This is a genomic window from Nonomuraea sp. JJY05 (assembly GCF_043496855.1).
Lineage (GTDB): Bacteria > Actinomycetota > Actinomycetes > Streptosporangiales > Streptosporangiaceae > Nonomuraea.
In genome coordinates this window covers 147,212-173,518 of record NZ_JBIEIS010000002.1, presented here as the reverse complement: position 1 = coordinate 173,518, position 26,307 = coordinate 147,212, and the positions used below count along the sequence as shown (strand labels likewise).

Genomic DNA, 26,307 nt, shown 5'->3' with positions numbered 1-26,307 from the left:
GGCGTTAGTCAGAGCCGGGGATCCACGGGCTCCGACTCCAGGGCCAGCACCGCGAAGACCGGCTCGTGCACCCGCCAGGCCGCCTCGCCCTCCGCAAGCCGCGACAGCGCCTCCAACCCCAGCGCGTACTCGCGCAGCGCCATCGAGCGCTTCTTGCCCAGGAAGCGCCGGCGCAGCACGTCGAGCGACTCGGTGTAGTCGGGGCCGTAGATGATGCGCAGGTATTCGCGCCCGCGCACCTTCACGCCGGGCTGCACCCGCCCGGGGACGTACGCGGCGGGCTTGACCACCATGCCCTCACCGCCCGCCGCCGTCAGGGACTCCCACCACTCGGTCGCCGAGGCCCTCGACTCGGGCGAGTCGAGCGTGACGAAGACGTGCCTGGTGGGGGCGATCAGCGGCGAGTCGAGCAGCGCCAGCGTGGACAGGTGCCAGGCGTGCGGCTCCAGCGCCGTGGCCCGCCCCTCGCAGGCGAGGATCTGGAAGGGCGCCAGCCGGATGCCCTCCAGACCGTCGACCGGCCAGCAGTAACGCGCATAAGCGTCGCGGAACAGGGCAGCGTTGTGGGAGCGGCGCCGGGTGCGGGTCAGCAGTCCGCCCACGTCCATTCCCCGCCCGGCCGCCGCTTCCAAAGCCGCGACCGCCTCGGGCAGCGCCGCACGGGCGGCCGCGCCGACGGAGGCGTACTGCGACCTGATCAGCTCGCCGGCCTTCGCCGACCAGGGCAGCAGCTCGCAGTCGAGCACCACCCAATCGGAGCCCAGCTCCGCCCAGAGCGGCTCGCACGCCTCGCGCAGCCGCGCGACCAGCGGCGCCGTGTCGTCGAAGAACGGCCGGCCGGTGCGCGTGTAGACGGCGCCCACGCCGCCGTCCGTCACGCCGAACCTGGCCGCCGCCACCTCAGGCGTCCTGGCCAGCACGGCGACGGCCCGCGAGCCCATGTGCTTCTCCTCGCACACGACCTCGCGCACCCCGGCGGCGGCGAACTCCTCGAACGCCTCGTGCGGGTGCTCCAGGTAGCCGTCCAGCCGGGACGTCTCCGGCGGCGCCATGGTGGGCGGCAGGTAGACCAGCCAGCGCGGGTCCACCGCGAACCGGCTCATGATCTCCAGGGCCGCGGCCGCGTTCTCCTCCAGGACCTTGACCCTGGTGCCGAACCTGGTCTCGACGTGCCGGGTGCCGGTCACGTCGTTGATGTCCAGCATGCCGGGGTCGCGGGCCGAGCCCGCGCCGAGGGGCTTGCTCGGCTCGTACCAGACCTTCTCCGCCGGGACCTGGACGATCTGCCGCTCCGGGTAGCGCAGCGCGGTCAGGTGGCCGCCGAAGACGCAGCCGGTGTCGAGGCAGATCGTGTTGTTCACCCACTCGGGGCGGACCGTGGGGGTGTGGCCGTAGACGACCATCGCCCGGCCGCGGTATTCGTCGGCCCACGGGTAGCGCACGGGCAGGCCGTACTCGTCGGTCTCGCCGGTCGTGTCGCCGTACAGGGCGAAGGCGCGCACCCGGCCCGAGGCGCGGCCGTGGTAGGCCTCCTTCAGGCCCGCGTGCGCGACCACGAGCCGGCCGCCGTCGAGGCGGTAGTGGCTCAGCAGGCCGTCCATGAACGTCCTGGCCCGCTCCACGAACTCCGGCTCCTGCGCCGCGAGCTGGTCGAGCGACTCCCGCAGGCCGTGCGCGACCGTGACCTTGCGGCCGTTGAGCGCGCGCACCAGCTTCTGCTCGTGGTTGCCGGCCACGCAGATCGCGGTGCCGGCCTCGACCATGTCCATCACCAGGCGCAGCACGCCGGGGGTGTCGGGCCCGCGGTCGACCAGGTCGCCGACGAACACGGCCGTGCGGCCCTCCGGGTGTGTGAGGCCCTCCCAGCCGAGCCTGCGCAGCAGCGCCTCCAGCTCCGAGCGGCAGCCGTGGATGTCGCCGATGATGTCGAAGGGCCCGGTCAGCTCGGTCCTGTCGGACCAGGCCTTCTCGTACGTGATCACCGCGTCGTCGATCTCGCCGAGGCCGCGCAGCACGTGGACCCGCCTGAACCCGTCGTTGGAGATCCTGCTCAGCGAGCGCCGCAGCTCCTTGCGCTGGCGGATCACCACGCCGGGGCCGAAGTCGCGGTCGGGCCGGGCGGCGTTGCGCTCGACGGCCACCTCCTCGGGCACGTCGAGCACGATCGCGTCGCACAGCACGTCGTGCTTCCTGGCCAGGTCGATGAGGTTCCTGCGGGCGGCGTACTGGACGTTGGTGGCGTCGACCACGGTGAACAGGCCCCTGGCCAGCCGCACGCCGACGATGTGGTGCAGCAGGTCGAACGCCGCGGGCGTGGCCGACTGGTCGTTCTCGTCGTCGGAGACCAGGCCGCGGCAGAAGTCGGAGGAGATGACCTGCGTGGGCTTGAAGTGCTTGCTGGCGAACGTCGACTTGCCGCTGCCCGAGACGCCGACGAGCACCACCAGCGAGAGCTCAGGAATGCTGATCACGGGTGAACACTCCCATCTGGGTCGGCGGGCCGACCTCGGGGTCGTCGTCGCCCACCGGCTCGAACGCGACCTGGTAGCCGTACTCGCCGGCGACCCCGGTGGCCCAGGCGGCGAACTCGGCCCGGGTCCACTCGAAGCGGTGGTCGGGGTGGCGCAGGCCGGTCAGGAACTCGTAGCGGACGTTGTGCTCGATGTTGGGGGTGGTGACGAGCACGTGCCGCGGCCTGGCGCGGCCGAACACGACGCGTTCGAGCGCGGTCAGGCGCGGCGGGTCGACGTGCTCGATCACCTCCATGAGCACCGCGGCGTCGTAGCCGGACAGCCGCTTGTCGGTGTACGTGAGCGCGCCCTGGAACAGGGTGAGCCTGGCGCGCTTGCTGTCGGGCATGCGGTCCAGGCGCAGCTTGCGGGCGGCGATGGTGAGCGCCATCGACGAGACGTCCATGCCGCCGACCCTGGCGAACCTGGGCCTGGCCAGCAGCGCGCCGACCAGCTCGCCCTGGCCGCAGCCCAGGTCGATCACGCTGACCGCGCCGAGCTCCTCCAGCTTGGCCAGCACCGCCTCGCGCCGCCGGAGGTTGAGCGGCTTCGCCTTGGGAGCCTCCTGTTGGGCGGCCTTCTCCTGGGGAGCGTCGCCCTGAGCCTCGGCCTCGGCGGCGGACGCCTCGTCGGCGGCGGTCTGCCCGGCGGGCGCGTCCTCCTCGAGCGCGGGCTCCAGCTCCTCCTCGGTCTCGTCACCCAGCTCGGCCAGGCGCGCCAGCGCGGTGCGGGCCAGCGCCCAGCGCCGCCCCAGGTAGCGCCGGGTGATCAGGCCGCGCTCCGGGTGGCCGTGCAGCCAGCCCTCGCCCGCCCTGATCAGCTTGTCGACCTCGTCGGGCGCGATCCAGTAGTGCTTGCCGTCGTCGAGCACCGGCAGCAGCACGTACAGGTGGTTGAGCGCGTCGGCCAGGCGCGCCGTGCCGCGCAGGGTGAGCCGGACATAGCGCGAGTCACCCCACTCGGGGAAGCCCTCGTCGAGCGGCAGGGCCTGCGCGTCCACCTCCCACCCGAGCGGCTCGAACAGCCTGGCGGCCAGCTCGGGGCCGCCCCGGCAGGGCAGCGCCGGCAGCCGCAGCTCCAGCGGCAGCGGCGTGCCCGGCAGCTCGGGCCTGGCCTTGCACCGGCCCGCCCGCGCCGTGCGGAACACGTCGGCCAGCGCCACGGCCAGCAGCGAGGAGGCCGCGTAAGGGCGGTCGTTGACGTACTGCGACAGGCTGAAGTCGGGCGAGCTCTTGCCGCGCGACCTCACCAGCGCGATCGGATCCACCTCGAGCAGGAGCGCCGCCGTGCAGCGCTCCTCGTCGGCCTCGGGGTAGAACACCGTCGCCGTGCCGAACGACCGGCCGAACTCCTGCACTCGCCCGGGATGCTTGTGCAGGAGAAAGCCCAGGTCAGTGGCGGGCCTCGCGGTGGTCGTGATCGTCAGCAGCACGCCCCAAGTCTGCCGTACCGCCGCGAAGCGCCGCCAATGATTACTTACACGTGCGGAAGCACCTCCGCGGCGATCAGCTCCAGGTGCTCCAGGTCGCTCAGGTCCATGATCTGGAGGTAGACCGTCTCGGCGCCCAGCTCGGCGAACTTGCCGATCTTCTCCACGATCTCGGCCGGGGTGCCGCACAGGCCGCCCACGGGCAGGGTGTCGGGGTTCTCGCCGATGGCGGCCGCGCGCCGCTCGACCTCCGCCCGATCCGCGCCCACGACGGTGGTCTGCGCCACCGAGTAGGTCAGGCTGCGCCCCGTCGTCTCGCAGGCCGCGCGCACCCGCGCGAATGCCTGCTCCGTGTCTGCCAGGGTGTGGAACGGCAGGTTGTACTCGTCGGCGTACGCCGCCGCCAGCCTCGGCGTGCGCTTGGCGCCGAATCCGCCGATGATGATCGGCGGCCTGGGCCGCTGGACCGGCTTGGGCAGCGCGGGCGAGTCGGCCACCCGGTAGTAGCTGCCCTCGAACGAGAAACTCTTCTCCGCGGTCCACAGGCCCGTGATGATCTCGAGCTGCTCCTCGAACCGCCCGAACCGCTCGTTCTGCGGCGGGAACGGGATGCCGTACGCCGAGTGCTCGGTGTCGAACCAGCCCGTGCCGAAGCCCAGCTCGACCCGGCCGCCGCTCATCTGGTCGATCTGCGCGACGCTGATCGCCAGCGGCCCGGGCAGCCGGAACGTCGCCGGCGTCACCAGGGTGCCCAGCCGGATCCTCGAGGTCTCCCTGGCCAGGCCGGCCAGCGTGATCCACGCGTCGGTCGAGCCGACGCCCGGGTCGCCGGGGCCGATGCGCATGTAGTGGTCGGAACGGAAGAAAGCATCAAAACCCAGTCGCTCGGTGGCCTGGGCGACGGTGAGCAGGTCGTCATATGTCGCGCCCTGCTGGGGCTCGGTGAAGATCCGCAGCTTCATGACGACATTATCCGCACACAACGGACGCGTGCCGGAAAAGGACCGCACAGCGGCTCGCGCGCTTGCTACCGTTCGTGTCAGCGCCTGTACGTAGCCGAATGACCACGTGGGGTGGCCTATGCCGCGGCACAAGAGGGAGCCGGGCACGCTCCCGCGCCCACTCGCGATCCTCGGGGCCCTCGCGCTCACCGGCGCCACGGGAACGATCGTGCGCCTGCTTCCCGCGGGCGCCACGCTCGCGCCGAGGCCGCCGGTGGTGAGGCACGCCCCTGCCGCCCCGCCACCGGTGGCGGTGGAGCCGCAGGCGGCGTTCGTGGAGTTCGTCGACACCGCTCGCGAGCCCGAGTTCGACCTGTCCAAGGAGACCCGGCGCACCGGTGTGCGCCGGTACGCGCTCGGCCACCTCGTCGCGGGTGACGACGGCTGCGCGCCCAAATGGAATGGTCCGTCCCAGTCCGACCCGCTCGATCCCGGCAACAACCCCGTGGCCAACCGGATCGGCCGCCTCAGGGCGCTGGGCGGCGATGCCGCGCCCGTGTTCGGCGGCCCGGAGGGGGAGGAGCTGGCCGACACCTGCACCAGGCCGGGCGGGCTCGCGGCCGCCTACCGCAGGGTGGTCGGGGCGTTCGACGCCGGCACCATCGACTTCGAGGTCAGCGACAGCGAGGACGAGTCGGCCGTGCTGCGCAGGGCGCGAGCCATCTATGCCATGCAGCGCGAGCGGCGGCTGCAGGTCAGCTTCACGCTGCCGCTGAAGCCGGACGGGCTGGGCTCCCGCGACGTGGCGATGCTGCGGGCCACCCGCCAGGCGGGCGCCGAGGTCGCCACCGTCAACCTGCTGGCCGACATCGAGCCGCGCGGCGCCCCGGACGGCCGCCTGCGCCGGGTGGCGGAGGCCGTGCTGCTGGCCAGGGACCAGATCGCCCAGGCCCAGGGCCTGGATGACCCCGAGGAGGCCTGGCCGCGCATCGCGCTCACCCCGGTGCTGGCGGGCGAGGGCGACCTGAACGAGGTCGACGCCCGGACCCTGGCCGCCTACGCCGCCCGCCACGGGCTGGCCTGGCTGTCGCTGCGCGGGGTCGCCCCCAAGCCGGACGTGTCACGGATTCTTTGGCAGACCTCTCCCTGACTATAGGATTTCCGCGACGGGCGAGGTTTCCAGCGGCAGGGGGATGGCGTGATGGCGGCGCGTCCGGAGACGGCGCGAAAGATCCTGCTCTACTGGATGGACGCCGCGATCTTGCTCCTCGGCGTCACGTTCGTGGTGATCGCCGTCGTCTACCTGGTGAACGGCCGGATCTCCCCGCTCCAAGCCGCGATCGTCCTCAGCTGCCTGCTGGCGTGCTTCAGCCTCTTCCCCTCCCTGCTCAGGGACGCCTACGACGCCAAGCGGCGGCCCACGCCGAAGCTGGTGCTCGCGGGGCTGTCCGCGGCGGTCGCGGTGTCGCTGGTGCCGCGCCAGCCGCTGGAGGGCGTGCCCAGCTGGCTGGAGATCGGCGCCCTGTGGCTGTCGATCGCCGCCCTCTACCTACCCCTGGCCGCGACCCTCTGCCTCGGCGTGGCCGTGGTCGGCCTGGTCAGCGGCTATGTCACAGCCGTGACCGGGCAGCCGTGGGTCGGGGTGCTCGTCGCCGAGACGTTCAGTGCCGTCCTGCTGACGGCGGCCATGCTCGTCTGGCGCTGGATCTGGTGGACGATCCGCGACGCCCACGACGGCAAGGAGGCCAAGGCCAGGCTGGCGGTGTCGGAGGAGCGGCTGCGCTTCGCCCGCGACCTGCACGACCTGCTCGGGCACAGCCTGTCGGTGATCACGCTGAAGAGCGAGCTGGCCGCCAAGCTGGCGACCAAGGACGCCGGGCGGGCGGCCGCCGAGATGGTCCAGGTGCACCGGCTCGCCGGCGAGTCGCTGGCCGAGGTGCAGCAGGCGGTGCACGGATACCAGACGCTCGACCTCGACGAGGAGCTGGCCGGCGCGCGCGTGGCGTTGGAGGCGGCCGGCGCGCGCTGCCTGATCGACGCCAGGGCCGACGGGCTGTCGCCGGCCGCCAGGACGCTGCTGGCCTGGGTGGTCCGCGAGGGCACCACCAACGTGCTCAAGCACAGCGCGGCCACCCGCTGCGCGATCACGATCGACGGCGGCGTGCTCGAGATGCTCAACGACGGCGTGGCCGAGCCTCCCTCCGCACCCGGCAGCGGCCTGCGGGGCCTGTCGGAGCGGCTGGTCACGGCGGGTGGCTCCTTCTCCGCCCAGCCGACCCCGGCGGGCGAGTTCCTGCTGCGAGCGGCGGTGCCCGCGTGAGACGCCGTGCGACGAAGCTGGACAAGATCCGCTGGGTGATCGTCTACTCGACCGACCTCGTCAACATGTTCACCCTCTTCGGCTACTACGACCTCTATGTCCGGTGGCAGAACGGAATGCCGTGGCCGGTGGTCCTGACCGGCGTCGCCCTGATGCTGGTCTTCAACGTGCTGGCGACGCGGCCGCACCGGGTGGCCATGCGGGGCGGCAGGCGGCCCACCGCGATCCTGGCGGTGACCGGCGCGATCATCCTGGTCATGTTCGCCACCACGTTCCTGTGGGCCATCCCGGCGTGGCTGGGCATGCTGGGGCCCTTCGTCCGCAGGCGCACCATCGTGATCCTGTCGGTCGGGTCGATCGTGCTGTTCAACCTCTATGTGGCACTGCTGGGCGTGCCCATCTGGGCCACGCTCCTGGTGCAGTCGGTGTTCACCGGCATGGGCGTGGGCGGCGTGCTGACGAACCTGTGGCTCTGGCGGGTGGCCAAGGAGGCCTACGAGGGGCAGGAGGCGCAGGCCAGGCTGGCGGTCTCGGAGGAGCGGCTGCGCTTCGCCCGCGACCTGACCGCCCTGCTCGGGCAGAGCCTCACCGACATCGCCGCCCGCACCGAGGACGCCTCGCGCACGCTGCCCTCCGACCCGGCGGCGGCGGCGGGGGAGATGTTCGCGGTACGCGACCTGGCCCGGCGGTCGCTGCGCGAGGTGCGCTCCGTCGTGCAGAGCTACCGGGCGGTCGATCTGGACGAGATGCTCGCCAGCGTGCGGGCCGTGCTGGAGGCGGCGGACGTACGATGCACCGTGCGCGCCGAGACGGGCTCGCTGGCGCCGGAGACCCGCACGCTGCTGGCCACGGTCGTGCGCGAGGGCGCCACCAACGTGCTCAAGCACAGCACGGCCGGACGCTGCACGATCACGATCGAGGATGGGGTGCTGGAGATGTCCAACGACGGGGTGAGCGGGCCGCCGGGCGAGCACGCGCCCAACGGCCTGGCGGGGCTGGCCCAGCGCGTACGCGCGGCCGGCGGCACCCTGGAGGCCGCGCCGACGCACGAGGGCGGCTACCTGCTGCGGGCGGCGGTGCCGGCATGACGACCAGAGTGTTACTCGCGGACGACGAGCACCTGATCAGGGGTGCCATCGCGGCCCTGCTGGACCTGGAGGAGGGCATCGAGGTCGTCGCCCAGGTGGGCAGGGGCGACGAGGTCGTGGCCGCCGTGGCCGAGCACCGGCCCGACGTGGCCGTGCTCGACATCGAGATGCCCGGCATGGACGGCCTCAGCGCGGCCGAGCAGATCAGCGCGCAGTGCAAGATCGTCATCCTGACGAGCCTGGGCCGTCCCGGCTACCTGCGCAGGGCCATGGCGGCGGGGGTGAGCGGCTTCCTCGGCAAGGACGCCTCGGCGGAGGAGCTGGCCATGGCGATCCGGAAGGTCCAGGCGGGCGGCCGCTACCTGGACGCCGAGCTGGCCGCCGCCGCGATGGCCGCCGGAGACAGCCCGCTGACCGAGCGCGAGCGTGACGCGCTGCGGCTGGCCGGCGACGGGGCCACGATCTCGCGGATCGCGGCCGAGCTGCACCTGACCGAGGGCACGGTGCGCAACTACCTGTCGAGCGCGATGACCAAGCTCAACGCCCAGAACCGGCTGGAGGCCATCCGCACGGCCCAGCGCATGGGCTGGCTCTGAGCACCGCGCAATAAGGCACACAACGCCTGTGGGCTCGGGCACTGAGCCGCCGGCGGCGTCCGCGCTGTACTCGTTCTCGGCCCTCCGATCGGCGGAGGGACCTACTCCGAGGGGGATTGATGAGTACACGGGGGAACACGGGCACCGTTCTGCGCCGGCACGGGGTGCGCGCCCTGACGGCGGGCGCCGCGCTGGCGGCCGCGCTGATCGCGATCGCCGGGCCCGCGCACGCCGCCACCGGCGTGAGCGTCACCGGCTCGGCGCTGGAGATCACCGGGGACCACGTGGCCGACGACATCGTGGTGTTCGTCGACACCGACGGCTCGCTGATCGTCAGGAACACGGGCGACACGGTCGTCCCGGGCGCGGCCTGCGTGGCCGTGACCGCCAACGAGGTCGACTGCTCCAGCGCCGGCGTCACCGCGGTCGTGGCCGCCACCGGCGCCGGGGACGACTCGTTCAGGAACCGGACGTCGCTGCCGAGCAAGGTGGCCCTGGGGACCGGGGCCGACAGGTTCGTCGGGGGCCTCGGCAGGGACCTCGCCTCCGGCGACGAGGGCGACGACAAGCTCGGCGGGCTCGCCGGGAACGACGTCCTCGTGGGAGGCGCGGGCGTGGACACGGCGGACGGCGGCGCCGGCACCGACAGGTGCGACGCCGAGACCGAGCTGTTCTGCGAGAGCTAGCGGCGGATGTCGGTGACGTCCCCGGCCGGGGACGTCACCGCAGCAGTTCGCCTACCTTCGCGAGCAGGTTCACCTGGGTGCGCCAGTCGCCGCCTGCCACGCCGATGACCGCGTGGCTCGCCCCGGCGTCGCGGTAGGCGGCGAGCACCTCGGCGGCCTGCTCCGGCGGGCCGGTGAGCGGGATCGGCAGGACCTCCTCCAAGGGACGGCCGTAGGCGGCGGCGACGCCCGACGCGATCTCCTCTCGTGACGGGACGCCGTCGCCGCTCCCCAGGGCCGCCGTGCCGCCGATCGCGATGACCGGCACGGGACGGTCCCGGCCCGCGGCCAGCTCCGCGAGCCGGGCCCGTCCTTCGGCCACCTCCTTGGGCGGGATCAGGGACGGGAACCAGCCGTCGCCGAGCAGCGCCGCCCGCCGGATGGCCGCGTCGGAAGCGTTGCCGACCCACACCGGCGGCATCGGGGTGGCGGGCGCCAGCCGCACGAGCGGCTCGCCGGGCTCGTCCCGCAGCCGCGTCTCCTCACCCGCCAGCAACCGGGGCAGCAGCTCCAGTGCCGTGTCGGTACGCCGGCCGCGCGAGCGGTAGGGCGCCCCCGCGGCGGCCCACTGCCCGGCTCCGCCGCCCGAGCCCACTCCCAGGACGAGGCGGTCGCGGGTGACGTGCTGCAGGGTCGCGATCTGCTTGGCGGCCCACGCGAGGGGCCGGATGGCGGGGACGAACACGCTCATGCCGACCTTGATCCGCCGGGTGCCCGCCGCCGCGGCGGCCAGGGCGATGGGCCCGTCCAGTGTCGGCCCGCCGATGGCCAGGTGGTCGCCGTGCCAGACGCCGTCCAGCCCGGCGTCCTCGGCGTGCCGCGCGGCGGCCGGCAGGTCTAGGTCGTCGCGCCGCTGCACGGCGACCCCCGGCAGGATGACGCCGATCGTGAAGCTCTCCATGCGCTCCACCCTGCAACCTCAATCGCGGTCGAGGTCAACTGGAGATTGAACCGGTGAGAGCGTTTGCGGGGCGCGTCTCGAAAATGTCACGGGTATTGACGGCACGGACATCGTGAACTTACGTTCGCGGTACTTATCCGGTTCAGCAGGCCCTCGCGGCCTGTGACTACTCCAAAGTGATCGCTCACCGGTCTCCAGGGCGGGAGCGCGTTCTGCGTCCTTCCTGGGAGCGCTCCCAGGTGGGAGCCCCAGCCGCCCGCTCGAGAGCAAGCCGGCCCATCGGGGGTCGATGGAAGACGTGCGAACCTTCGCGCCCCGCGCGGAGGAAGGAGAGAAGCGATGCGAAACCGGGCTCGGATCATGATTCCGCTCGTGGCGGCGGGCCTGCTCGCCGCGGCCTGCACCGGCGGCGGAGCCACGCCGACCCCACCGGCCTCCCAGCCGCAGAGCCAGGGCGCGGTGGCCAATGCCAACCCCGACTCGCTGCCGCGCAACGAGACGCTCTACACGACCGGCACCCAGTGGGGACCGCCCGTCAACTTCAACCCCATCAGGGAATGGGACCACGCCACGGGCACCAAGGGCCTGGTGTACGAGACGCTGTTCCACTATGACGCGACCGCCGGCAAGCTGACCCCCTGGCTGGCCGAGAGCGGCTCGTGGGCCGACGACAAGACGTACCAGGTCAAGATCCGCCAGGGCGTCAAGTGGGCCGACGGCCAGCCTCTGACGGCCAAGGACGTGGTGTACTCCTTCGAGCTCGGCAAGATGGAGACGATCCCGTACCACAACCTGTGGACCTGGCTGAAGAGCGTCGAGGCCGCCGACGACCAGACGGTGAAGTTCACCTTCTCCACGGCCAACTACCAGCAGTGGGACTTCAACCTGTACAGCCGGTCGATCGTCCCCGAGCACATCTGGAAGGGCCGCTCGGAGAAGGAGGTGCTCGACGGGATCAACGAGAACCCGGTGGGCACGGGCGCGTACAAGTTCATGGCCAAGGACCAGGACCGCGTCGTGCTGCAGCGGCGCGACGACTGGTGGGGCAAGGCAGCGCTGAACATGGAGCCCAAGCCGCGCTACATCGTCGACATCGCCACCCCGAGCAACGAGGTCGCGATGGGCCTGCTGCTGCAGAAGGGCATGGACCTGAGCAACAACTTCCTGCCCGGCGTGGCCAACCTGGTGAAGGGCAACTTCGGCCTGACGACCTACTACAGCGAGCCGCCGTACATGTTGTCGGCCAACACCGCGTGGCTGGTGCCCAACACCACCAAGAAGCCGATGGACGATCCCGCCTTCCGCAAGGCGCTCGCCTCCTCGGTCGACGTCAAGAAGATCGTCGAAGGCGTGTACGGCAACCTCGTCAAGGCCGCCAGCCCCACCGGCCTGCTGCCGCAGTGGGAGCAGTACGTCGACCAGGGCGTGGTGGCCAAGTCGGGGTTCGCCTTCGACGCGGCCAAGGCGAAGAAGCTGCTGGCCGACGCCGGCTACAAGGACACCGACGGCGACGGGTACGTCGAGAACAAGGACGGCTCCAAGATCAGCCTGACCATCATCGTGCCGTCCGGCTGGACGGACTGGATGGAGTCGGCCAGGTCCATCGCCGCCAGCGCCAAGACCGCCGGGATCCAGATCACCCCCGACTTCCCCGACTTCAACGCCCTGGTGGAGAAGCGCGCCAAGGGCGACTTCGACCTGCTGATCAACAACGAGCGGCAGCTGTCGAACTCGCCGTACACCTACTACGAGTACGTCTTCCAGCTCCCGATCCAGAAGCAGCAGAACACCGTCAACTTCGCCCGCTACGAGAACAAGCGGGCCTGGGGCCTGACCAAGCAGCTCGACCAGGTCAAGACCGACGACGCCGAGGGCATGAAGAAGATCATCTCCCAGCTCCAGCAGATCCACCTGGACGACCTGCCGGTGATCCCGCTCTGGTACAACGGCCTCTGGGCGCAGTCGAGCAACCAGGTCTGGAAGAACTGGCCGGCCGCGGCGGGCAGCACGCCCAAGACCCCGGCCGTGATGTGGCACAACTGGCTCGAACTGGGTGGCTTCGAGACCCTCACGCAGCTCCAGCCCTCCGGCTCCTGACCCCATCGTCCCCCGCTCCCGCCGGAGCGGGGGACTTTCACGGCTCTCACGGAGAAAGCATCACGTGCGTCGATATTTCGGCAGAAAACTGCTCATATACGGGCTGACCTTCTTCGTCGCTGTCACGGTCAACTGGATGATCCCGCGTTTCATGCCCGGCGACCCGGTGGCGAGCATGGTGGCCAGGGCCAACGTCACCCAGCCGGCCGCCGCGGAGGCGATGCGGGTCTACTACAGCAACCTCTTCGGCTTCGACCAGCCGTTGATCACGCAGTACGTCAACTTCTGGGCCGCGCTGTTCAAGGGCGACTTCGGGATCAGCATCTGGCTGTTCCCGTCGCCCGTCAGCTCGGTGATCATGAGCGCGGTGCCGTACACGCTGGCCCTGATCATCCCGTCGGTGCTGCTGAGCTGGGTGGTGGGCAACCGGTTCGGCGCGTACGCGGCCCGGCGCAAGCTGCTCGACAACACCGTGCTCCCGGTCGGGTACGTCCTGACCGCGATGCCGTACATGTGGCTGGCCGTGCTCCTGGCCTGGGCGCTCGGCGTGATCGCCGGCCTCTTCCCGGTGGCCGGCGGCTACAGCTTCTCGATGCGGCCCAACTGGTCGTGGACGTTCCTGCTCGATCTGGTGCACCACTGGACGCTGCCGTTCCTGTCGCTGTTCCTGGTGGCGCTGGGCGGCTGGGCCATCGGCATGCGCAACATGATCATCTATGAGCTGGAGTCCGACTACTCCAACTACCTGGCCGCGCTGGGCGCGCCGGCCAGGCTCATCCGCAGGTACGCCTTCCGCAACGCCGTCCTGCCCCAGATCACCGGCCTGGCCCTGCAACTCGGCGTGATCGTGGCCGGAGCCCTGGTCACCGAGATCGTCTTCGCCTATCCGGGCCTGGGCAGCCTGATCCTCAACGCCATCAAGAACAAGGACTTCTTCCTGCTCCAGGGCACATTCCTGTTCATCGTGCTCGGCGTGCTGATCGCCAACTTCATCATCGACATCGTCTACGTCGTGGTCGATCCGCGTACCAGGGCGGGAATGGCGGGTGCGCAGGCATGACGGCACTCCAGGAAGTCGCCCCCCGCGAGCGGGCCGGGGTCCGGCGCGAGGCGCTCTACTTCGCGGTGCGCAACGGCAAGCTGATGTTCGGCTTCGGCCTCGTGCTAGTGCTGCTCCTGCTCGGCCTGATCGGGCCGGTGCTGACCGGCGGCACGCCCAACGAGTACGGCCCCCAGCCCATGAGCCCGCCCTCGGCCGGGCACTGGTTCGGCACCACCACGTTCGGCCAGGACATCTTCCTCCAGTTCGTGCACGGCCTGCGCAGCACCTTCGCCGTGGGCGTGGTCGGGGGCGGCATCGCGGCGGCCATCGGCATGCTCGTCGGCTTCGTGGCCGGCTACCGCGGCGGCATCGTCGACGAGGTGCTCAACATGCTGACCAACGTCATCCTCGTCATCCCGACCCTGGCCGTCCTGCTGATCATCAACGCGTACCTGGGGATCAGGAGCGTGGCCGTGCAGGGCCTGTTCATCGGCCTGACGCAGTGGCCGTGGGCGGCGCGGGCGATCAGGGCGCAGACGTTCTCGCTGCGTACGAGGGAGTTCGTGGACCTGGCCAGGATGAGCGGCGCGAGCACCTGGAAGATCATCACCAGGGAGATCGCGCCGAACATGAGCTCCTACCTGTTCATGACGTTCATCCTGCTGTTCGGCGGCTCGATCCTCATCGCCTCCTCGCTCGACTTCATCGGCCTCGGCCCGACCGAGGGGGTCTCGCTCGGCCTGATGCTGCAGAACGCCAACCAGTGGAGCGCGCTCCAGCTCGGCATGTGGTGGTGGTTCGTGCCGCCGGGCGCGGCCATCACCGCCATCGTGGGCGCCCTGTACGTGGCCAACGTCGGCCTCGACGAGGTCTTCAACCCGAAACTGAGGGAGACATGAGCCTGCAGGTCAGCGAGCTCAGGGTGTACTACCGCACGCTCAGGGGCGAGGTCCGCGCCCTCGACGGCATGTCCTTCGAGCTGTCGGACGGCGAGATCCTCGGCCTGGTCGGCGAGTCCGGCTGCGGCAAGAGCACGCTGGGCAAGAGCCTCATCCGCATGGACGGCCGCATGCGCCACGTCGGCGGCCGGGTCGTGCTCGACGGCCGGGAGCTGCCCATCGCCGACGACCGCAGGATGAACGACTTCCGCTTCAAGGAGGTCTCCCTCATCCCGCAGTACGCCATGAGCGCGCTCAACCCCACCCGCAAGATCCGCAAGATGGTCGGCGAGCTGCTCAGGTCGAGGGGCGCGGAGCTGGACGCCGCCGAGCTGGAACGCCGGATGGACCAGGTCGGCCTGCCCCGCGAGGTGCTCGACCGCTACCCGATCGAGCTGTCCGGCGGCATGAAGCAGCGCATGGTGATGGTCATCTCCACGCTGCTCGACCCGTCCCTGCTGATCGCCGACGAGGTCACCTCCGCGCTCGACGTCTCCACCCAGAAGGCCGTCGCCCGCGCGCTGCTCGGCTTCCGCGAGAGCGGCTACGTCAAGAGCATGATCTTCGTCACCCACGACATCGCGCTCACCCACCACATCGCCGACACGATCATGGTCATGTACGCGGGCAGGCTCGCCGAGAAGGCGCCCGCCGACGTGATCGTCAAGGCCCCCCGCCACCCGTACACGAAACTGCTCCTCGACTCCCTGCCCGAGGTCGGCGTCCGCTACGCCGACCGCAGGCTGGAAGGCATCGCCGGCAGCCCGCCGTCGCTGCTGGACCCGCCCGCCGGCTGCCGCTTCCGCGACCGCTGCCCGATCGCGGGCGAGGAGTGCGCCGAGGAGCCGCCCGTGGTCGAGCTCGCCCCCGACCATCACGTCGCCTGCTGGAAGGCCTGATGCTGAAACTCGACGAGGTCACCAAGGAATTCAGGATCGGCGCGTTCGGCGGCAAGAGCGTCGCGGCCGTACGGAACGTGAGCTTCGAGGTCGTGCCCGGCGAGGTCGTCTCCCTGATCGGGGAGAGCGGCAGCGGCAAGAGCACGATCGGCCGGATGATCCTCGGCCTGAACCCGGTCACCAGCGGCACGATCACCTTCGACGGGCGGCCCGTGCGCGGCGGCAAGGAGTACTACCGCCACATCCAGGGCATCTTCCAGGACCCGTTCAGCTCTTTCAACCCGGTGTTCAAGGCCGACCGGGTGTTCGACCTGGTCAAGGAGGCGTACTACCCGTCCGTCCCGGCGGCCGAGTGGGGCGCACGGGTCTCGGCGTGCCTGCGCGACGTGCGGCTCAACCCCGACCAGGTGCTCGGCAAGTATCCGCACCAGCTCAGCGGCGGCCAGCTCCAGCGCCTGCTCATCGCCCGGGCGCTGCTGCTGGACATCAAGCTGCTGGTGGCCGACGAGATCACCAGCATGCTGGACGCCTCCACCCGCATCGACGTGCTCAACCTGCTGGCCGAGCTGAAGACCAGGGGTCTCGGCGTGCTCTACATCACGCACGACCTCTCGCTCGGCAACTACCTCGCCGAGCGCACGGTGGTGCTGCGCCAGGGGAGCGTGGTCGAGATGGGGCTGACGGACAAGGTCTTCGGGGATCCGCTGCACCCGTACACCCGCGAGCTGCTGTCGGCCGTGCCGCGCCTGCACCAGGCCTGGGACGACGCCACGCCCGTGGACACCTGCCTCTACCACGAGCGCGGCGGCACCGGGGCGCTGCTGGAGGCCGAGCCCGGCCATCTCGTGGCCTGCGCCCGGCTCCCGGCCTGCTGAGGCCGGTCAGACCCGGAACTCCTCGGTACGGTGCGCGTAGGCGGGCAGCGCGGCCCGCATCTCGTCGGTCACCACCGGCGGCGGCAGCGGCGCGATCTCCCGCTCGTGGAAGTCGAGCACGTTCTCCCCCTCGGCGAACAGCTCCTGGACCGTCCGCAGGCACGGCCCCACGATCGCGGGATCGGTGATCCGCCGCCCGCCCATGCCCCCGCCGTACCGGTCGTACAGCACTTCGTACATCAGGGACGGAGAGAAGATCACCAGCTCCGGCATCGGGTCGAGGCCCGTCACCCGCTCGGCCGGCACCACCCGGCACGGGGAGCCGGCCCTGGCGCGCAGGGCCAGGATGTGCATCTCCCACTGCAGGTACGAGGTGATCGGGAACTCGACGACCCGTACCCGCCTGACCGGGACGCGGTGCCGGAAATAGTCGGCCACGGTCGCCGCCATGCGCGCGGTCAGGGCCAGCGAACGCTCCCAGTCGCCGTCCATCATGGCCCGCCAGCTCGCCACGTCGGGCTCGTAGAAGTGCTGGGCCCGCTCCAGCTTCCACATCGGCTCGGGGCAGATCGCGTGGTCGCGGTCGAAACCGGCTTGGTACTCCGGCACGTCCAGGGCGAGGCCGTCGGCTCGGCCGACGGCGGCGAACGGGTTCGTGCGGCGGGCCGGAGCGCCCTGCTGGGTCATGCGGCGTCCCTTCGACTCTGAAGATCCGCCCCGATCATGAAATGAGCCTCAGACAGGGTCAAGGCCCAAAACGATCTGGGCGGACCGTCAGCGCCGGTAGTGGAAGCGCCGGTGGATCAGGCTGAACAGCATGGCTCCCAGCCACACCACGAGCAGCGCCTTGAAGATCCCGAACCCGCCGAAGATCAGGCCCAGCACCATGAACACGAACAGCACGCCCACGAACGGGTGCGGCCCGCGATGGTGATGCCGCCACGGCTGGTTGCCGCGCTGCTCGCGCCACTGACGGCGCATCTCCCGGTGGGCCTGGTGCATGGAGTGCCGCATGTCATGGTGGGCCTGGTGCATGGACTGCATCTGCCGGCGGTGCGCCGACATCGCCTCCCGCCAGCCGTCCATGTCGTAGCGGGGGTGGTGGGGAGCCGGCTCGCGGTAGCCGGGCGCGGGCTGCGGCCCCGGCAGGTCGGCCGTCACCTTCGCCAGGTCACGTGCCGTCTTCGAGGCCAGCGTCTGGTCGAGTCGCTCGTCGAGTTCCTCGTGGGTCAGGCGGCCCTGCGCGAAGTGCTCGCGCAGGACGGCCATCGTCTGCTCACGCTCGGCGTCGCCGATACGAAGGTCGTGCGAGTCCATACCTGATCCCGAATCCTTTCGGAAGCTCGCGCTCACTCCTCGCCCGGTTCGTCGTCCGCCAGGATCTGGTAGAGCTTGCGCCGGGTCTCTATAAGAGTCTTACGCGCTTCACGGATTTGTGCGTCGTTCCCGGTCTGCAAAACCTGCATCATGGCGAAGGCCGACTGCCGGGCGATGTGCCAGAGATCGGCGGTGTTGTCGTCGATGTCAGGGCGCATCTCGTCCCACGGGGCCCGGACCTCGTCCGCGTGCGACTCGATGTAGTTGCGCCCCGCCTCGGTGAGGCGGAAGGTCTTGCGGCCCTCGCTCTCCTCCGAGATCACCAGACCCTCGTCGGTGAGCTGCTGCAACGCCGGGTAGACGGCACCGGGGCTGGGCTTCCAGCCGCCCTCGCTGCGCTCGGCGATCTCCTGGATGATCTGGTAGCCGTTGCGCGGCTCCTCCGAGAGCAGGGCCAGGATCGCGGCGCGTACGTCGCCCCGCTTGGCCTTGCGGCCCCGGCCGCCCCAGCCCCGGGGGCCGCCCCACGGCCCGCCGGGGCCGCCCCAGGGACCGCCGCGCCCCCAGTCGAACGGGAACGGTCCGGGACCGCCGCGCCTGCCGCGCTGGCGGTGATCGTGATGGTGGCGGCGGCCACCCATGTCGTCGATGGCCTCGGAAACGGCCCTGAACGCCTCGCGGGCGGCCTGCTTGGCCTCACGGGCCGCCTGCCGGTACTCGTGCGCGCCGGGCCAGTGCCCGCCTGCTGCCTGTGCGGAATCCATTTCTCCCCCTATATCGTGATCTGTTCTCGATGCGTCAACGATATATCGGTAGTGTGTCGTTCGCAAGGCTGGGATGGGAGTGAGCCAGATCACGAAAAAGTCGCGGAATCCGGGAACAGGATTGAGGAAAGGCTCGTTATCTAGAGCAGACGAGGTCGTTCCGCGTCGGCAGGGCTGGGGGGTGCTGTCGCCGCGGAGACGGCCTCGTCTGCGTTTGCGGGGCTTTTGCCCGGACGATTCGGGACCGCGCACCCAGGTGCCCAGGACAGGTCCCACCGCACACTCCCGGCATGCCTGTGTTCCTCGCCGGCACCGCCGTCGTCTTCGTCCTGCTGTCCAGACGGAGTTCGCCGATCCTGGCCTGGACGACCGGCGTGCTCCTGCCGCTGCCCATGACCGGGCTCGCCTTCGTGCACGGGGTCGAGGCCCAGTCCTTCTGGATCGCCGTCGGCGGCGACCCGCAGGGCGCGGTCAGATCCCTGGAGGGCGCCGAGCCGGTCGGCGTGCTGATGGACCTGCACATGCCCGGCCTCGGCGGCGTCGAGGCCACCCGGCGCATCGTGGCCGCCCTGCCGCGGGTGAAGGTGCTGGTCCTGACCATGTTCGACGACGACGAGTCGCTGCTGGCCGCCATGCGGGCCGGCGCCCGCGGCGGCCCGTTCAGCGAGCTGACCGGCCGCGAGCACGAGGTGCTGGAGCTGATCGCCGGCGGCCTGTCGGACGCCGGCATCGCCCGGCGGCTGGTGCTGTCGGAGGAGACCGTTCGAAACCACGTATCCAATATTTTCGCCAAGTTACACGTCGCGGATCGGGCTCAGGCCGTCGTGAAGGCCCGCCAGGCGGGTCTTGGCGCGTAAAGGACTTCTTTGCCGTACAGTCCGGATCATGATGGGGCACACGCATGCGATGACAGGGGCCATCGCCTGGCTGGGGCTGGCGCCGCCCCTCGCCGCACTTCCGTTGCTGAACGAGTCGTCCCGGTTCGTCGAGACGGGCATCATGGCCACCGCGCTCAGCCCGGCGGAGCTGATCGCCGGCGCCCTCATCTGCGCGGGCGCCGCGATGCTGCCGGACCTCGACCACCCGAGCGCGACGATCGCGCAGACGTTCGGGCCGATCACGTGGGCGCTCAGCAAGGCCGTGTGCTGGGTCAGCGGCGGGCACCGAGGGGCGACCCACTCGCTGGCGTTCGCGGTGGCGCTCGGATTCGGGACCCACTGGCTGGCCAACACCTATCCCATCGGGCGCGACATCATGGTCGTGCTGCTCATCGGCCTGGCCCTGCGGGCGATCGGCGTCGGGATCCCCGGCAACAAGGCGGGCTCCGCGATGATCAACATCGGGCTGACCGCCGGGCTGTACGCCGTCTTCCTCTCGCTCGGCGTGGGCTACGCCTGGCTGGGCCTCGCGGTGGCGATCGGATGTCTCATCCATGTCGTCGGCGACTGCATGACCGAACGCGGCTGTCCGGTGCTGTGGCCGCTGGGGGCCAAGTTCCTGCTGCCGTGGAAGATCGGCATCAAGACCGGCAAGAAGTTCGAGCAGAAGATCCTCGCGCCGATCCTGTCGGTGGCCATCGTCGGCCTGCTGTTCTGGCGGCTGGCACCCATTTAACTTGATGTCGAGATATTCTAGAGATATCTTGACGTCGAGACATCCGCCGCCGGGCTTGCTGGTTAGGGTCACCTAACGTGCTGGTCGTGCGAAGAGTGCGGCAGGATTTGGTCTGAGAAAATGTCTGATGGAGGAGGCGAATCACCGTGTCCGCGAACAGCTTCGGCAGCCGTGACACGCTACGCGTCGGCGACGCGTCATACGAGATTTTCCGGCTGGATGCCGTCGAGGGCGCCGCACGCCTCCCGTACAGCCTGAAGATCCTGCTGGAAAACCTCCTCCGCACCGAGGACGGCGCGAACATCACCGCCGACCACATCCGGGCGCTGGGTGGCTGGGATCCGAAGGCGGCGCCGAGCGTGGAGATCCAGTTCACGCCCGCGCGCGTCATCATGCAGGACTTCACCGGCGTCCCCTGTGTGGTCGACCTGGCCACCATGCGCGAGGCCGTGCGTGACCTCGGTGGCGACCCGGCCCGCATCAACCCGCTGGCGCCGGCCGAGATGGTCATCGACCACTCGGTCATCGTCGACTACTTCGGGCACCCCGACGCCTTCCAGCGCAACGTCGAGCGCGAGTACGAGCGCAACCGCGAGCGCTACCAGTTCCTGCGCTGGGGCCAGACGGCCTTCGACGAGTTCAAGGTCGTCCCGCCCGGCACCGGCATCGTCCACCAGGTCAACATCGAGCACCTGGCCCGCGTGGTGATGACCCGCGACGGCAAGGCCTACCCCGACACCTGCGTCGGCACCGACTCCCACACCACGATGGAGAACGGCATCGGCGTCCTGGGCTGGGGCGTCGGCGGCATCGAGGCCGAGGCCGCGATGCTCGGCCAGCCGATCTCCATGCTCATCCCGCGCGTGGTCGGCTTCAAGCTCAACGGCAAGCTGCCCGCCGGGGCCACCGCCACCGACCTGGTGCTGACGATCACCGAGATCCTGCGCAAGCACGGCGTCGTCGGCAAGTTCGTGGAGTTCTACGGCGAGGGCGTCGCGTCCGTGCCGCTGGCCGACCGGGCCACGATCGGCAACATGAGCCCCGAGTTCGGCTCCACCTGCGCGATCTTCCCGATCGACGGCCAGACCGTCGACTACCTGCGCCTGACCGGCCGCTCCGAGGAGCAGGTCGCGCTCGTCGAGGCGTACGCCAAGACCCAGGGCCTCTGGCTCGACCCGTCCGCGCCCGAGCCGGTCTTCTCCGAGTACATCGAGCTCGACCTCGGCACCGTCGTGCCGTCCATCGCCGGCCCCAAGCGCCCGCAGGACCGCATCGCGCTGTCGGCCGCCAAGGCGACCTGGCGCCACGACGTGCAGAACTACGTCGAAGACGGTGTCGATGAGGCGGTCGAGGAGAGCTTCCCGGCCTCCGACGCGCCCGCCTCCAACGCCCGCGCCAACGGCGGCCGGCCGCACAAGCCGGTGGCGGTCACGCTGGCCGACGGCACCTCGTTCGAGATCGACCACGGCATCGTCTCGATCGCCGCGATCACCTCGTGCACCAACACCTCCAACCCGTACGTCATGCTCGGCGCGGCGCTGCTGGCCCGCAACGCCGTCGAGAAGGGCCTGACCCGCAAGCCGTGGGTCAAGACCTCGCTGGCCCCCGGCTCGCAGGTCGTCACCGGCTACTTCGAGCGCTCGGGGCTCCAGCCGTACCTCGACAAGATCGGCTTCAACCTCGTCGGCTACGGCTGCACCACCTGCATCGGCAACTCGGGTCCGCTGCCGCCCGAGATCTCCGAGGCCGTCCAGGCCAACGACCTCGCGGTCACGGCCGTGCTGTCGGGCAACCGCAACTTCGAGGGCCGCATCAACCCCGACGTCAAGATGAACTACCTGGCCTCGCCGCCGCTCGTGGTGGCGTACGCGCTGGCCGGGACCATGGACGTCGACCTCGACACCGAGCCGCTGGGCCTCGGCAACGACGGCAAGCCGGTCTACCTGCGGGACATCTGGCCGTCGCCGGAGGAGATCTCCGCGGTGGTCAACTCCTCCATCGGCCGTGACATGTTCGAGCGCGACTACGCCGACGTGTTCAAGGGCGACGACCACTGGCGCTCGCTGCCGATCCCGACCGGCGACACGTTCGAGTGGGACCCGTCCTCGACCTACGTCCGCAAGGCCCCCTACTTCGACGGCATGCCGTCCAAGCCGGAGCCCGTCACCGACATCGCCGGCGCCCGCGTGCTGGTCAAGGTCGGCGACTCGGTCACCACCGACCACATCTCGCCGGCCGGCTCCATCAAGGCCGGCACCCCGGCCGCGCAGTACCTGCAGGCCAACGGGGTCGAGGTGAAGGACTTCAACTCCTACGGCTCGCGGCGCGGCAACCACGAGGTGATGATCCGGGGCACGTTCGCCAACATCCGCCTGCGCAACCAGATCGCGCCGGGCACCGAGGGCGGCTACACCCGCGACTTCACCCAGCCCGACGGCCCGGTGTCGTTCATCTACGACGCCTCGGTCAACTACGCCGCGGCCGAGACGCCGCTGGTGGTGCTGGCGGGCAAGGAGTACGGCTCCGGCTCCTCGCGTGACTGGGCGGCCAAGGGCACGGCGCTGCTGGGCGTGCGCGCGGTCATCGCCGAGTCCTACGAGCGCATCCACCGCTCCAACCTGATCGGCATGGGCGTGCTCCCGCTGCAGTTCCCCGAGGGCGCCTCGGCGCAGTCGCTCGGGCTGACCGGCGAGGAGACCTTCGACATCACGGGTGTCGAGGAGCTCAACTCCGGCGGCATCCCGAGCACCGTGCACGTCAAGGCCGGCGAGGTCGAGTTCGACGCGATCGTGCGCATCGACACGCCGGGCGAGGCCGACTACTACCGGCACGGCGGGATCATGCAGTACGTTCTTCGCTCGTTGCTCGCGAAGTGACTTCCCGGGCTCGCGCGCGGTCATGAGCCGCGCGGGGGCCGGGATCCCTTGGCCGCTCGTTGAAGCCGGGGGTGGGGCGCGATCCTCACGCGCCCGTATCGGGGGAACCACCCGACACAAAGAAGAGCCGCCCGGCGGGACAACCCCCGCCGGGCGGCTCTTCGTCATCGGGACATCGTCCGGTAGCGGTGGACGGCCAGCGGCAGGAACACCGCCAGGATCGCCGCCGACCAGATCAGGCTCGCGGCCACCGGGTGCTGGAGCGGCCAGGCCGAGGAGACCGAGGTGGGATTGCCGAACAGGCCGCGGGTGGCGGCCACGACGGCGCTCATGGGGTTCCAGTCGGCGACGGGCTTGAGCCAGGCCGGCAGCCCCTCGGTGGGGACGAACGTGTTGGCCAGGAACGTCATCGGGAACAGCCAGCCGAACGTGGCGGCGTCGGCCTGCGCGCCGCTGCGGATCCACAGCCCGATGTACGTGCCCACCCAGATCATCGCGAACCCGAAGAGCGCCAGCAGCCCGAACGCCGCCGCCGTCGCCCCGAGGCTCCCGTGCGCCCGCCACCCGGCCAGCAGCACTCCGGTCAGCACCATGGCCGACAGCGACAGCAGGTGCATCGACAGGTCGGCCACGCTCCGCCCGACCAGCACGGCGCTGCGGGCGATGGGCTGGGCGCGGAACCTGTCGATGATCCCGCGGGCCATGTCCTCGCCCACGGTCGTGGCGGCCGAGGTCGCCGTCATGGCCATGACCTGCATGAAGATGCCGGGCATGAGGTAGTCGCGGTAGTCGCCGCCGCCCGGCAGGGTGATCGCGCTGCCGAAGACGTAGCCGAACAGCACGGTCATGATCACGGGGAACACCAGAAATCCCGCGATCTCGCCCGGCTGGGCCTTCAGCCGCGAATAGGTGCGGCCGGCGATGGCGAGGGAGTCATGCAGGGTCCAGCGCAGCGTCTCGTACATCTCTCCGGCTCCCTGTCAGGCCGTCAGGTGGAGGAAGACCTCGTCGAGGGTGGGCCGCCGCAGCGCCAGGTCCTCCACGGGGATGCCGGCCGCGTCCAGCGCGCCGGCGATGCGGACGAGCGACTGCGCGCCGTCGGCCGCGGGCACGGTCACCTGGCGCCCCTCGGCGCTCTCGATCTCCGGGGATCCCGCACTGCGCAGCAGCCGCAGCCCCGCGTCCACGTCGCCCGGCTCCCGGAAGACGACCTGGACCCGATCGCCGCCGACCTGCCTCTTCAGCTCGGCCGGTGACCCCGCCGCGGCCACCGTGCCTTCCCGCAGCACCACGATCTGGTCCGCGAGCCGGTCGGCCTCGTCCAGGTACTGCGTGGTCAGCAGCAGCGTCGTGCCCTCCCTGACCAGGTCGAGCAGCAGCTCCCAGAGCTGCATCCGGCTGCGCGGGTCGAGCCCGGTGGTCGGCTCGTCCATGAACAGCACCGGCGGCGACACGAGCAGGCTGGCCGCCAGGTCGAGCCGGCGCCGCATGCCCCCCGAGTACTCCCTGACCGGCCGCTGTCCCGCCTCGGCCAGCTCGAACCGCTCCAGCAGCTCGGCCGCCCTGCGCCGCGCCTCGGCCCTGCTCAGGTGGTAGAGCCGCCCGAACAGCTCCAGGTTGCGCCGACCGGTCAGCAGCTCGTCGACGGCCGCGTGCTGCCCGGCCAGGCCGATGCGGAAGCGCAGCCGGGCCGCGTCGCGCACCACGTCCAGCCCGGCGACCTCGGCGTGGCCCGCGTCGGGGCGCAGGAGCGTGGCGAGGATGCGTACGGCGGTGGTCTTGCCCGCCCCGTTCGGCCCCAGCAGCCCGCAGACGGTGCCCGCCGGGACGTCCAGGTCGATGCCCTTGAGCGCCTCGGTGGCCGCGTACCGCTTCCGTAATCCCTCCGCGTGGATCATGACGACCCCCTTTAACGGTGTTAAATCTAACAGCGTTAAGGGTGCATTGAACGTTGTTAAGCTGTCAACCGTGGCACTCGAAAAAGGCACCATCGTCGCGACCGCGCTCCGGCTCCTCAACGAGGTCGGGCTCGACGGGCTGACGCTGCGCCGGCTCGCGGGCGAGCTGGGCGTGCAGGCCCCGGCCCTCTACTGGCACTTCAAGAGCAAGCAGGAGCTCCTGGACGCGATGGCGGCGGCGATGATGTCCGCGCACACGTCCCGCCCCACGCTGACGGATCCGGGCAGATGGCGGGAGTGGGTCGCCGGCTACGCGCACGCCGACCGCGCGATGCTCAACTCCTATCGCGACGGGGCCAAGCTGGTGGCCGGCACGCGGCCGTCGTCCGAGCTGTTCGCCGCGGTGGAGCGGGCGATGGCGGGGCTGGAGGCGGCGGGCTTCAGCGCCGGGGACGCGGCACGGGGGCTGTTCACGGTGAGCGGGTACGTGGCCGGCTTCGCGCTGGAGGAGCAGGCCGATCGGACGCGTCCGGACGGGGAGCTCGGCATGCCGGACATGGAGGAGTTCCAGGCGGCCTATCCGCGGCTCATGGCGGGCCTGGCGGAGGTGGGCGACCCGCAGGGCGACCTGTCGTTCGAGGGCGGGCTGCAGCTGATCCTCGACGGCATGGAGCTCCGCCTGAGGGCTCAGGACACCTTGGCGGCGGGCGCGGACCAGGTGTCGCAGGCGGAGGGCGAGGCGGCGCGGTAGCCGCGCTGGAGCCAGTAGACGCGGGTGGCTCCCTTGCCGTGGCTGCGGTAGCCGTCCTCGTCGCCGCCGGCCCGGGTGGCGTCGAGCAGCGCCGCCCAGTCGTCCGGGCCGCGCCGCAGCGAGCCCCACACGCTGCCGAGGAACACTCCGGACAGGCAGTCGGCCTGCAGCTCGAAGCGCCGCTTCAGCTCACCCTGGCGATCGGTCCGGATCTTCGCCTGGTACGACCGCCAGACGCCGAACAGGCTCTGCACGTGGTGCCCGTACTCGTGGGCGGCGACCTTGAACGGGTACAGATCGGTCCTGTCCTCGATCCACCGGCCGGTGAGGGGGAACACCAGGGTGCCGCGCTCCATGCAGTAGAAGGCCGCGGCCTGCTCGGGCCACGGCACCCCGCACACGGTGCTCTCGGGCTCGTCGTAGTACCGCACGACGGGCTTGCTGAACGTCCGTCCCGCCCGCCCGAAGTAGGCGGCCCACGACTTGTCCAGACATTTCATGACCGCTTCGAGGTACTGCCGGGCCCGCGGGATCCCCCCGTACGTGATCGCCGTCTCGGGGCAGGAGGTGTCGCGCAGCTTCCCGGCCTTCTTGGAGAACGGGCTCTTGACGGGGGTGGCGTGCGCGACCTGGGCGGGTACGCAGATGGTCGCGAGGACCGAGACGAGGGCGAGAGCGCGCCTGATCGGGAGGAACTGCACGGAGGGCAGCTTAACGATCGGCGGG

24 protein-coding genes are annotated in these 26,307 nt (G+C 70.7%); 14 read left to right on the top strand and 10 right to left on the bottom strand.

The genetic code is table 11. The features are described from left to right. Positions 1-8 precede the first annotated feature (8 nt). The 3 genes from ACFKCF_RS02985 to ACFKCF_RS02975 are packed head-to-tail and all read right to left on the bottom strand — an operon-like array spanning position 9 to position 4,901. Positions 9-2,471: a polynucleotide kinase-phosphatase gene (locus ACFKCF_RS02985; RefSeq protein WP_394490317.1), complete on the bottom strand. Its 2,463-nt coding sequence runs from the start codon at positions 2,469-2,471 to the stop codon at positions 9-11. Then, positions 2,455-3,942, bottom strand: a complete 1,488-nt coding sequence (locus tag ACFKCF_RS02980; RefSeq protein WP_394490315.1) for a 3' terminal RNA ribose 2'-O-methyltransferase Hen1 — start codon at positions 3,940-3,942, stop codon at positions 2,455-2,457. The genes ACFKCF_RS02985 and ACFKCF_RS02980 overlap by 17 nt, the downstream gene beginning before the upstream one ends. A gap of 44 nt (positions 3,943-3,986) precedes the next feature. Continuing rightward, positions 3,987-4,901 (bottom strand): LLM class F420-dependent oxidoreductase, encoded by a 915-nt coding sequence (locus tag ACFKCF_RS02975; protein ID WP_394490313.1) that lies wholly within the window; start codon positions 4,899-4,901, stop codon positions 3,987-3,989. 118 nt (positions 4,902-5,019) lie between these two features. On the opposite strand from ACFKCF_RS02975, the gene ACFKCF_RS02970 reads away from it, so the two are divergent. The 5 genes from ACFKCF_RS02970 to ACFKCF_RS02950 all read left to right on the top strand — a co-directional run bounded on the left by ACFKCF_RS02970 (position 5,020) and on the right by ACFKCF_RS02950 (position 9,570). Further along, complete coding sequence (locus ACFKCF_RS02970) at positions 5,020-6,030, top strand: hypothetical protein (protein WP_394490311.1); 1,011 nt, start codon at positions 5,020-5,022, stop codon at positions 6,028-6,030. A 51-nt stretch (positions 6,031-6,081) separates the two neighbouring features. Then, on the top strand, positions 6,082-7,200 hold the full coding sequence (locus tag ACFKCF_RS02965; RefSeq protein ID WP_394490309.1) for a sensor histidine kinase: 1,119 nt from the start codon (positions 6,082-6,084) through the stop codon (positions 7,198-7,200). Further along, the gene (locus tag ACFKCF_RS02960) at positions 7,197-8,288 is read left to right on the top strand and encodes a sensor histidine kinase (RefSeq protein WP_394490307.1); all 1,092 of its coding nucleotides are present in this window, start codon (positions 7,197-7,199) and stop codon (positions 8,286-8,288) included. Before ACFKCF_RS02965 ends, ACFKCF_RS02960 begins: the two co-directional genes overlap by 4 nt. Beyond that, on the top strand, positions 8,285-8,884 hold the full coding sequence (locus tag ACFKCF_RS02955; protein ID WP_192786541.1) for a DNA-binding response regulator: 600 nt from the start codon (positions 8,285-8,287) through the stop codon (positions 8,882-8,884). Before ACFKCF_RS02960 ends, ACFKCF_RS02955 begins: the two co-directional genes overlap by 4 nt. A gap of 119 nt (positions 8,885-9,003) precedes the next feature. After that, a complete protein-coding gene (locus tag ACFKCF_RS02950) occupies positions 9,004-9,570 on the top strand; it encodes a calcium-binding protein (protein ID WP_394490305.1) in 567 nt (188 codons plus the stop codon). Positions 9,571-9,604: 34 nt separating this feature from the next. Here ACFKCF_RS02950 and ACFKCF_RS02945 read toward each other — a convergent pair whose 3' ends face one another. Further along, entirely contained in the window at positions 9,605-10,510 is a 906-nt protein-coding gene (locus ACFKCF_RS02945; RefSeq protein WP_394490303.1) for an LLM class flavin-dependent oxidoreductase, read from the bottom strand. Between the two features lie 339 nt (positions 10,511-10,849). Here ACFKCF_RS02945 and ACFKCF_RS02940 point away from each other — a divergent pair, with 339 nt between their 5' ends. The 5 genes from ACFKCF_RS02940 to ACFKCF_RS02920 all read left to right on the top strand — a co-directional run bounded on the left by ACFKCF_RS02940 (position 10,850) and on the right by ACFKCF_RS02920 (position 16,361). Continuing rightward, on the top strand, positions 10,850-12,607 hold the full coding sequence (locus ACFKCF_RS02940) for an ABC transporter substrate-binding protein (RefSeq protein ID WP_394490301.1): 1,758 nt from the start codon (positions 10,850-10,852) through the stop codon (positions 12,605-12,607). Positions 12,608-12,671: 64 nt separating this feature from the next. Continuing rightward, positions 12,672-13,667, top strand: a complete 996-nt coding sequence (locus ACFKCF_RS02935) for an ABC transporter permease (protein ID WP_394490299.1) — start codon at positions 12,672-12,674, stop codon at positions 13,665-13,667. After that, on the top strand, positions 13,664-14,548 hold the full coding sequence (locus tag ACFKCF_RS02930; RefSeq protein ID WP_394490297.1) for an ABC transporter permease: 885 nt from the start codon (positions 13,664-13,666) through the stop codon (positions 14,546-14,548). The genes ACFKCF_RS02935 and ACFKCF_RS02930 overlap by 4 nt, the downstream gene beginning before the upstream one ends. Beyond that, the gene (locus tag ACFKCF_RS02925; RefSeq protein WP_394490295.1) at positions 14,545-15,486 is read left to right on the top strand and encodes an ABC transporter ATP-binding protein; all 942 of its coding nucleotides are present in this window, start codon (positions 14,545-14,547) and stop codon (positions 15,484-15,486) included. The genes ACFKCF_RS02930 and ACFKCF_RS02925 overlap by 4 nt, the downstream gene beginning before the upstream one ends. Continuing rightward, complete coding sequence (locus ACFKCF_RS02920; protein WP_394490293.1) at positions 15,486-16,361, top strand: ABC transporter ATP-binding protein; 876 nt, start codon at positions 15,486-15,488, stop codon at positions 16,359-16,361. Before ACFKCF_RS02925 ends, ACFKCF_RS02920 begins: the two co-directional genes overlap by 1 nt. Before the next feature lie 6 nt (positions 16,362-16,367). Here ACFKCF_RS02920 and ACFKCF_RS02915 read toward each other — a convergent pair whose 3' ends face one another. The 3 genes from ACFKCF_RS02915 to ACFKCF_RS02905 all read right to left on the bottom strand — a co-directional run bounded on the left by ACFKCF_RS02915 (position 16,368) and on the right by ACFKCF_RS02905 (position 18,442). After that, positions 16,368-17,048, bottom strand: a complete 681-nt coding sequence (locus ACFKCF_RS02915) for a DUF6879 family protein (protein WP_394490291.1) — start codon at positions 17,046-17,048, stop codon at positions 16,368-16,370. 87 nt (positions 17,049-17,135) lie between these two features. Next, positions 17,136-17,678 carry a DUF1707 domain-containing protein gene (locus tag ACFKCF_RS02910; protein ID WP_394490289.1) on the bottom strand — a complete coding sequence of 181 codons (543 nt, stop codon included), beginning with the start codon at positions 17,676-17,678 and terminating at the stop codon, positions 17,136-17,138. A 32-nt stretch (positions 17,679-17,710) separates the two neighbouring features. After that, complete coding sequence (locus tag ACFKCF_RS02905; protein WP_394490287.1) at positions 17,711-18,442, bottom strand: PadR family transcriptional regulator; 732 nt, start codon at positions 18,440-18,442, stop codon at positions 17,711-17,713. 290 nt (positions 18,443-18,732) lie between these two features. Between ACFKCF_RS02905 and ACFKCF_RS02900 the strand changes: the two genes are divergently transcribed. From ACFKCF_RS02900 to acnA, 3 genes are all read left to right on the top strand, one after another. Further along, positions 18,733-19,299 (top strand): LuxR C-terminal-related transcriptional regulator, encoded by a 567-nt coding sequence (locus ACFKCF_RS02900; RefSeq protein WP_394490285.1) that lies wholly within the window; start codon positions 18,733-18,735, stop codon positions 19,297-19,299. Positions 19,300-19,327: 28 nt separating this feature from the next. Then, positions 19,328-20,056: a metal-dependent hydrolase gene (locus ACFKCF_RS02895; RefSeq protein WP_394490283.1), complete on the top strand. Its 729-nt coding sequence runs from the start codon at positions 19,328-19,330 to the stop codon at positions 20,054-20,056. Positions 20,057-20,202: 146 nt separating this feature from the next. After that, complete coding sequence (acnA, locus tag ACFKCF_RS02890; protein WP_394490281.1) at positions 20,203-22,932, top strand: aconitate hydratase AcnA; 2,730 nt, start codon at positions 20,203-20,205, stop codon at positions 22,930-22,932. 164 nt (positions 22,933-23,096) lie between these two features. Here the strand turns inward: acnA and ACFKCF_RS02885 are convergent, their stop codons facing one another. Beyond that, entirely contained in the window at positions 23,097-23,897 is an 801-nt protein-coding gene (locus ACFKCF_RS02885) for an ABC transporter permease (protein ID WP_394490279.1), read from the bottom strand. 15 nt (positions 23,898-23,912) lie between these two features. After that, entirely contained in the window at positions 23,913-24,830 is a 918-nt protein-coding gene (locus ACFKCF_RS02880) for an ATP-binding cassette domain-containing protein (protein WP_394490277.1), read from the bottom strand. Positions 24,831-24,900: 70 nt separating this feature from the next. Here ACFKCF_RS02880 and ACFKCF_RS02875 point away from each other — a divergent pair, with 70 nt between their 5' ends. Beyond that, positions 24,901-25,581, top strand: a complete 681-nt coding sequence (locus tag ACFKCF_RS02875) for a TetR/AcrR family transcriptional regulator C-terminal domain-containing protein (protein ID WP_394490275.1) — start codon at positions 24,901-24,903, stop codon at positions 25,579-25,581. Here the strand turns inward: ACFKCF_RS02875 and ACFKCF_RS02870 are convergent. Continuing rightward, positions 25,518-26,282, bottom strand: coding sequence for a neutral zinc metallopeptidase (locus tag ACFKCF_RS02870; protein WP_394490273.1), 765 nt, complete (start codon positions 26,280-26,282; stop codon positions 25,518-25,520). The genes ACFKCF_RS02875 and ACFKCF_RS02870 overlap by 64 nt on opposite strands. Positions 26,283-26,307 lie beyond the last annotated feature (25 nt).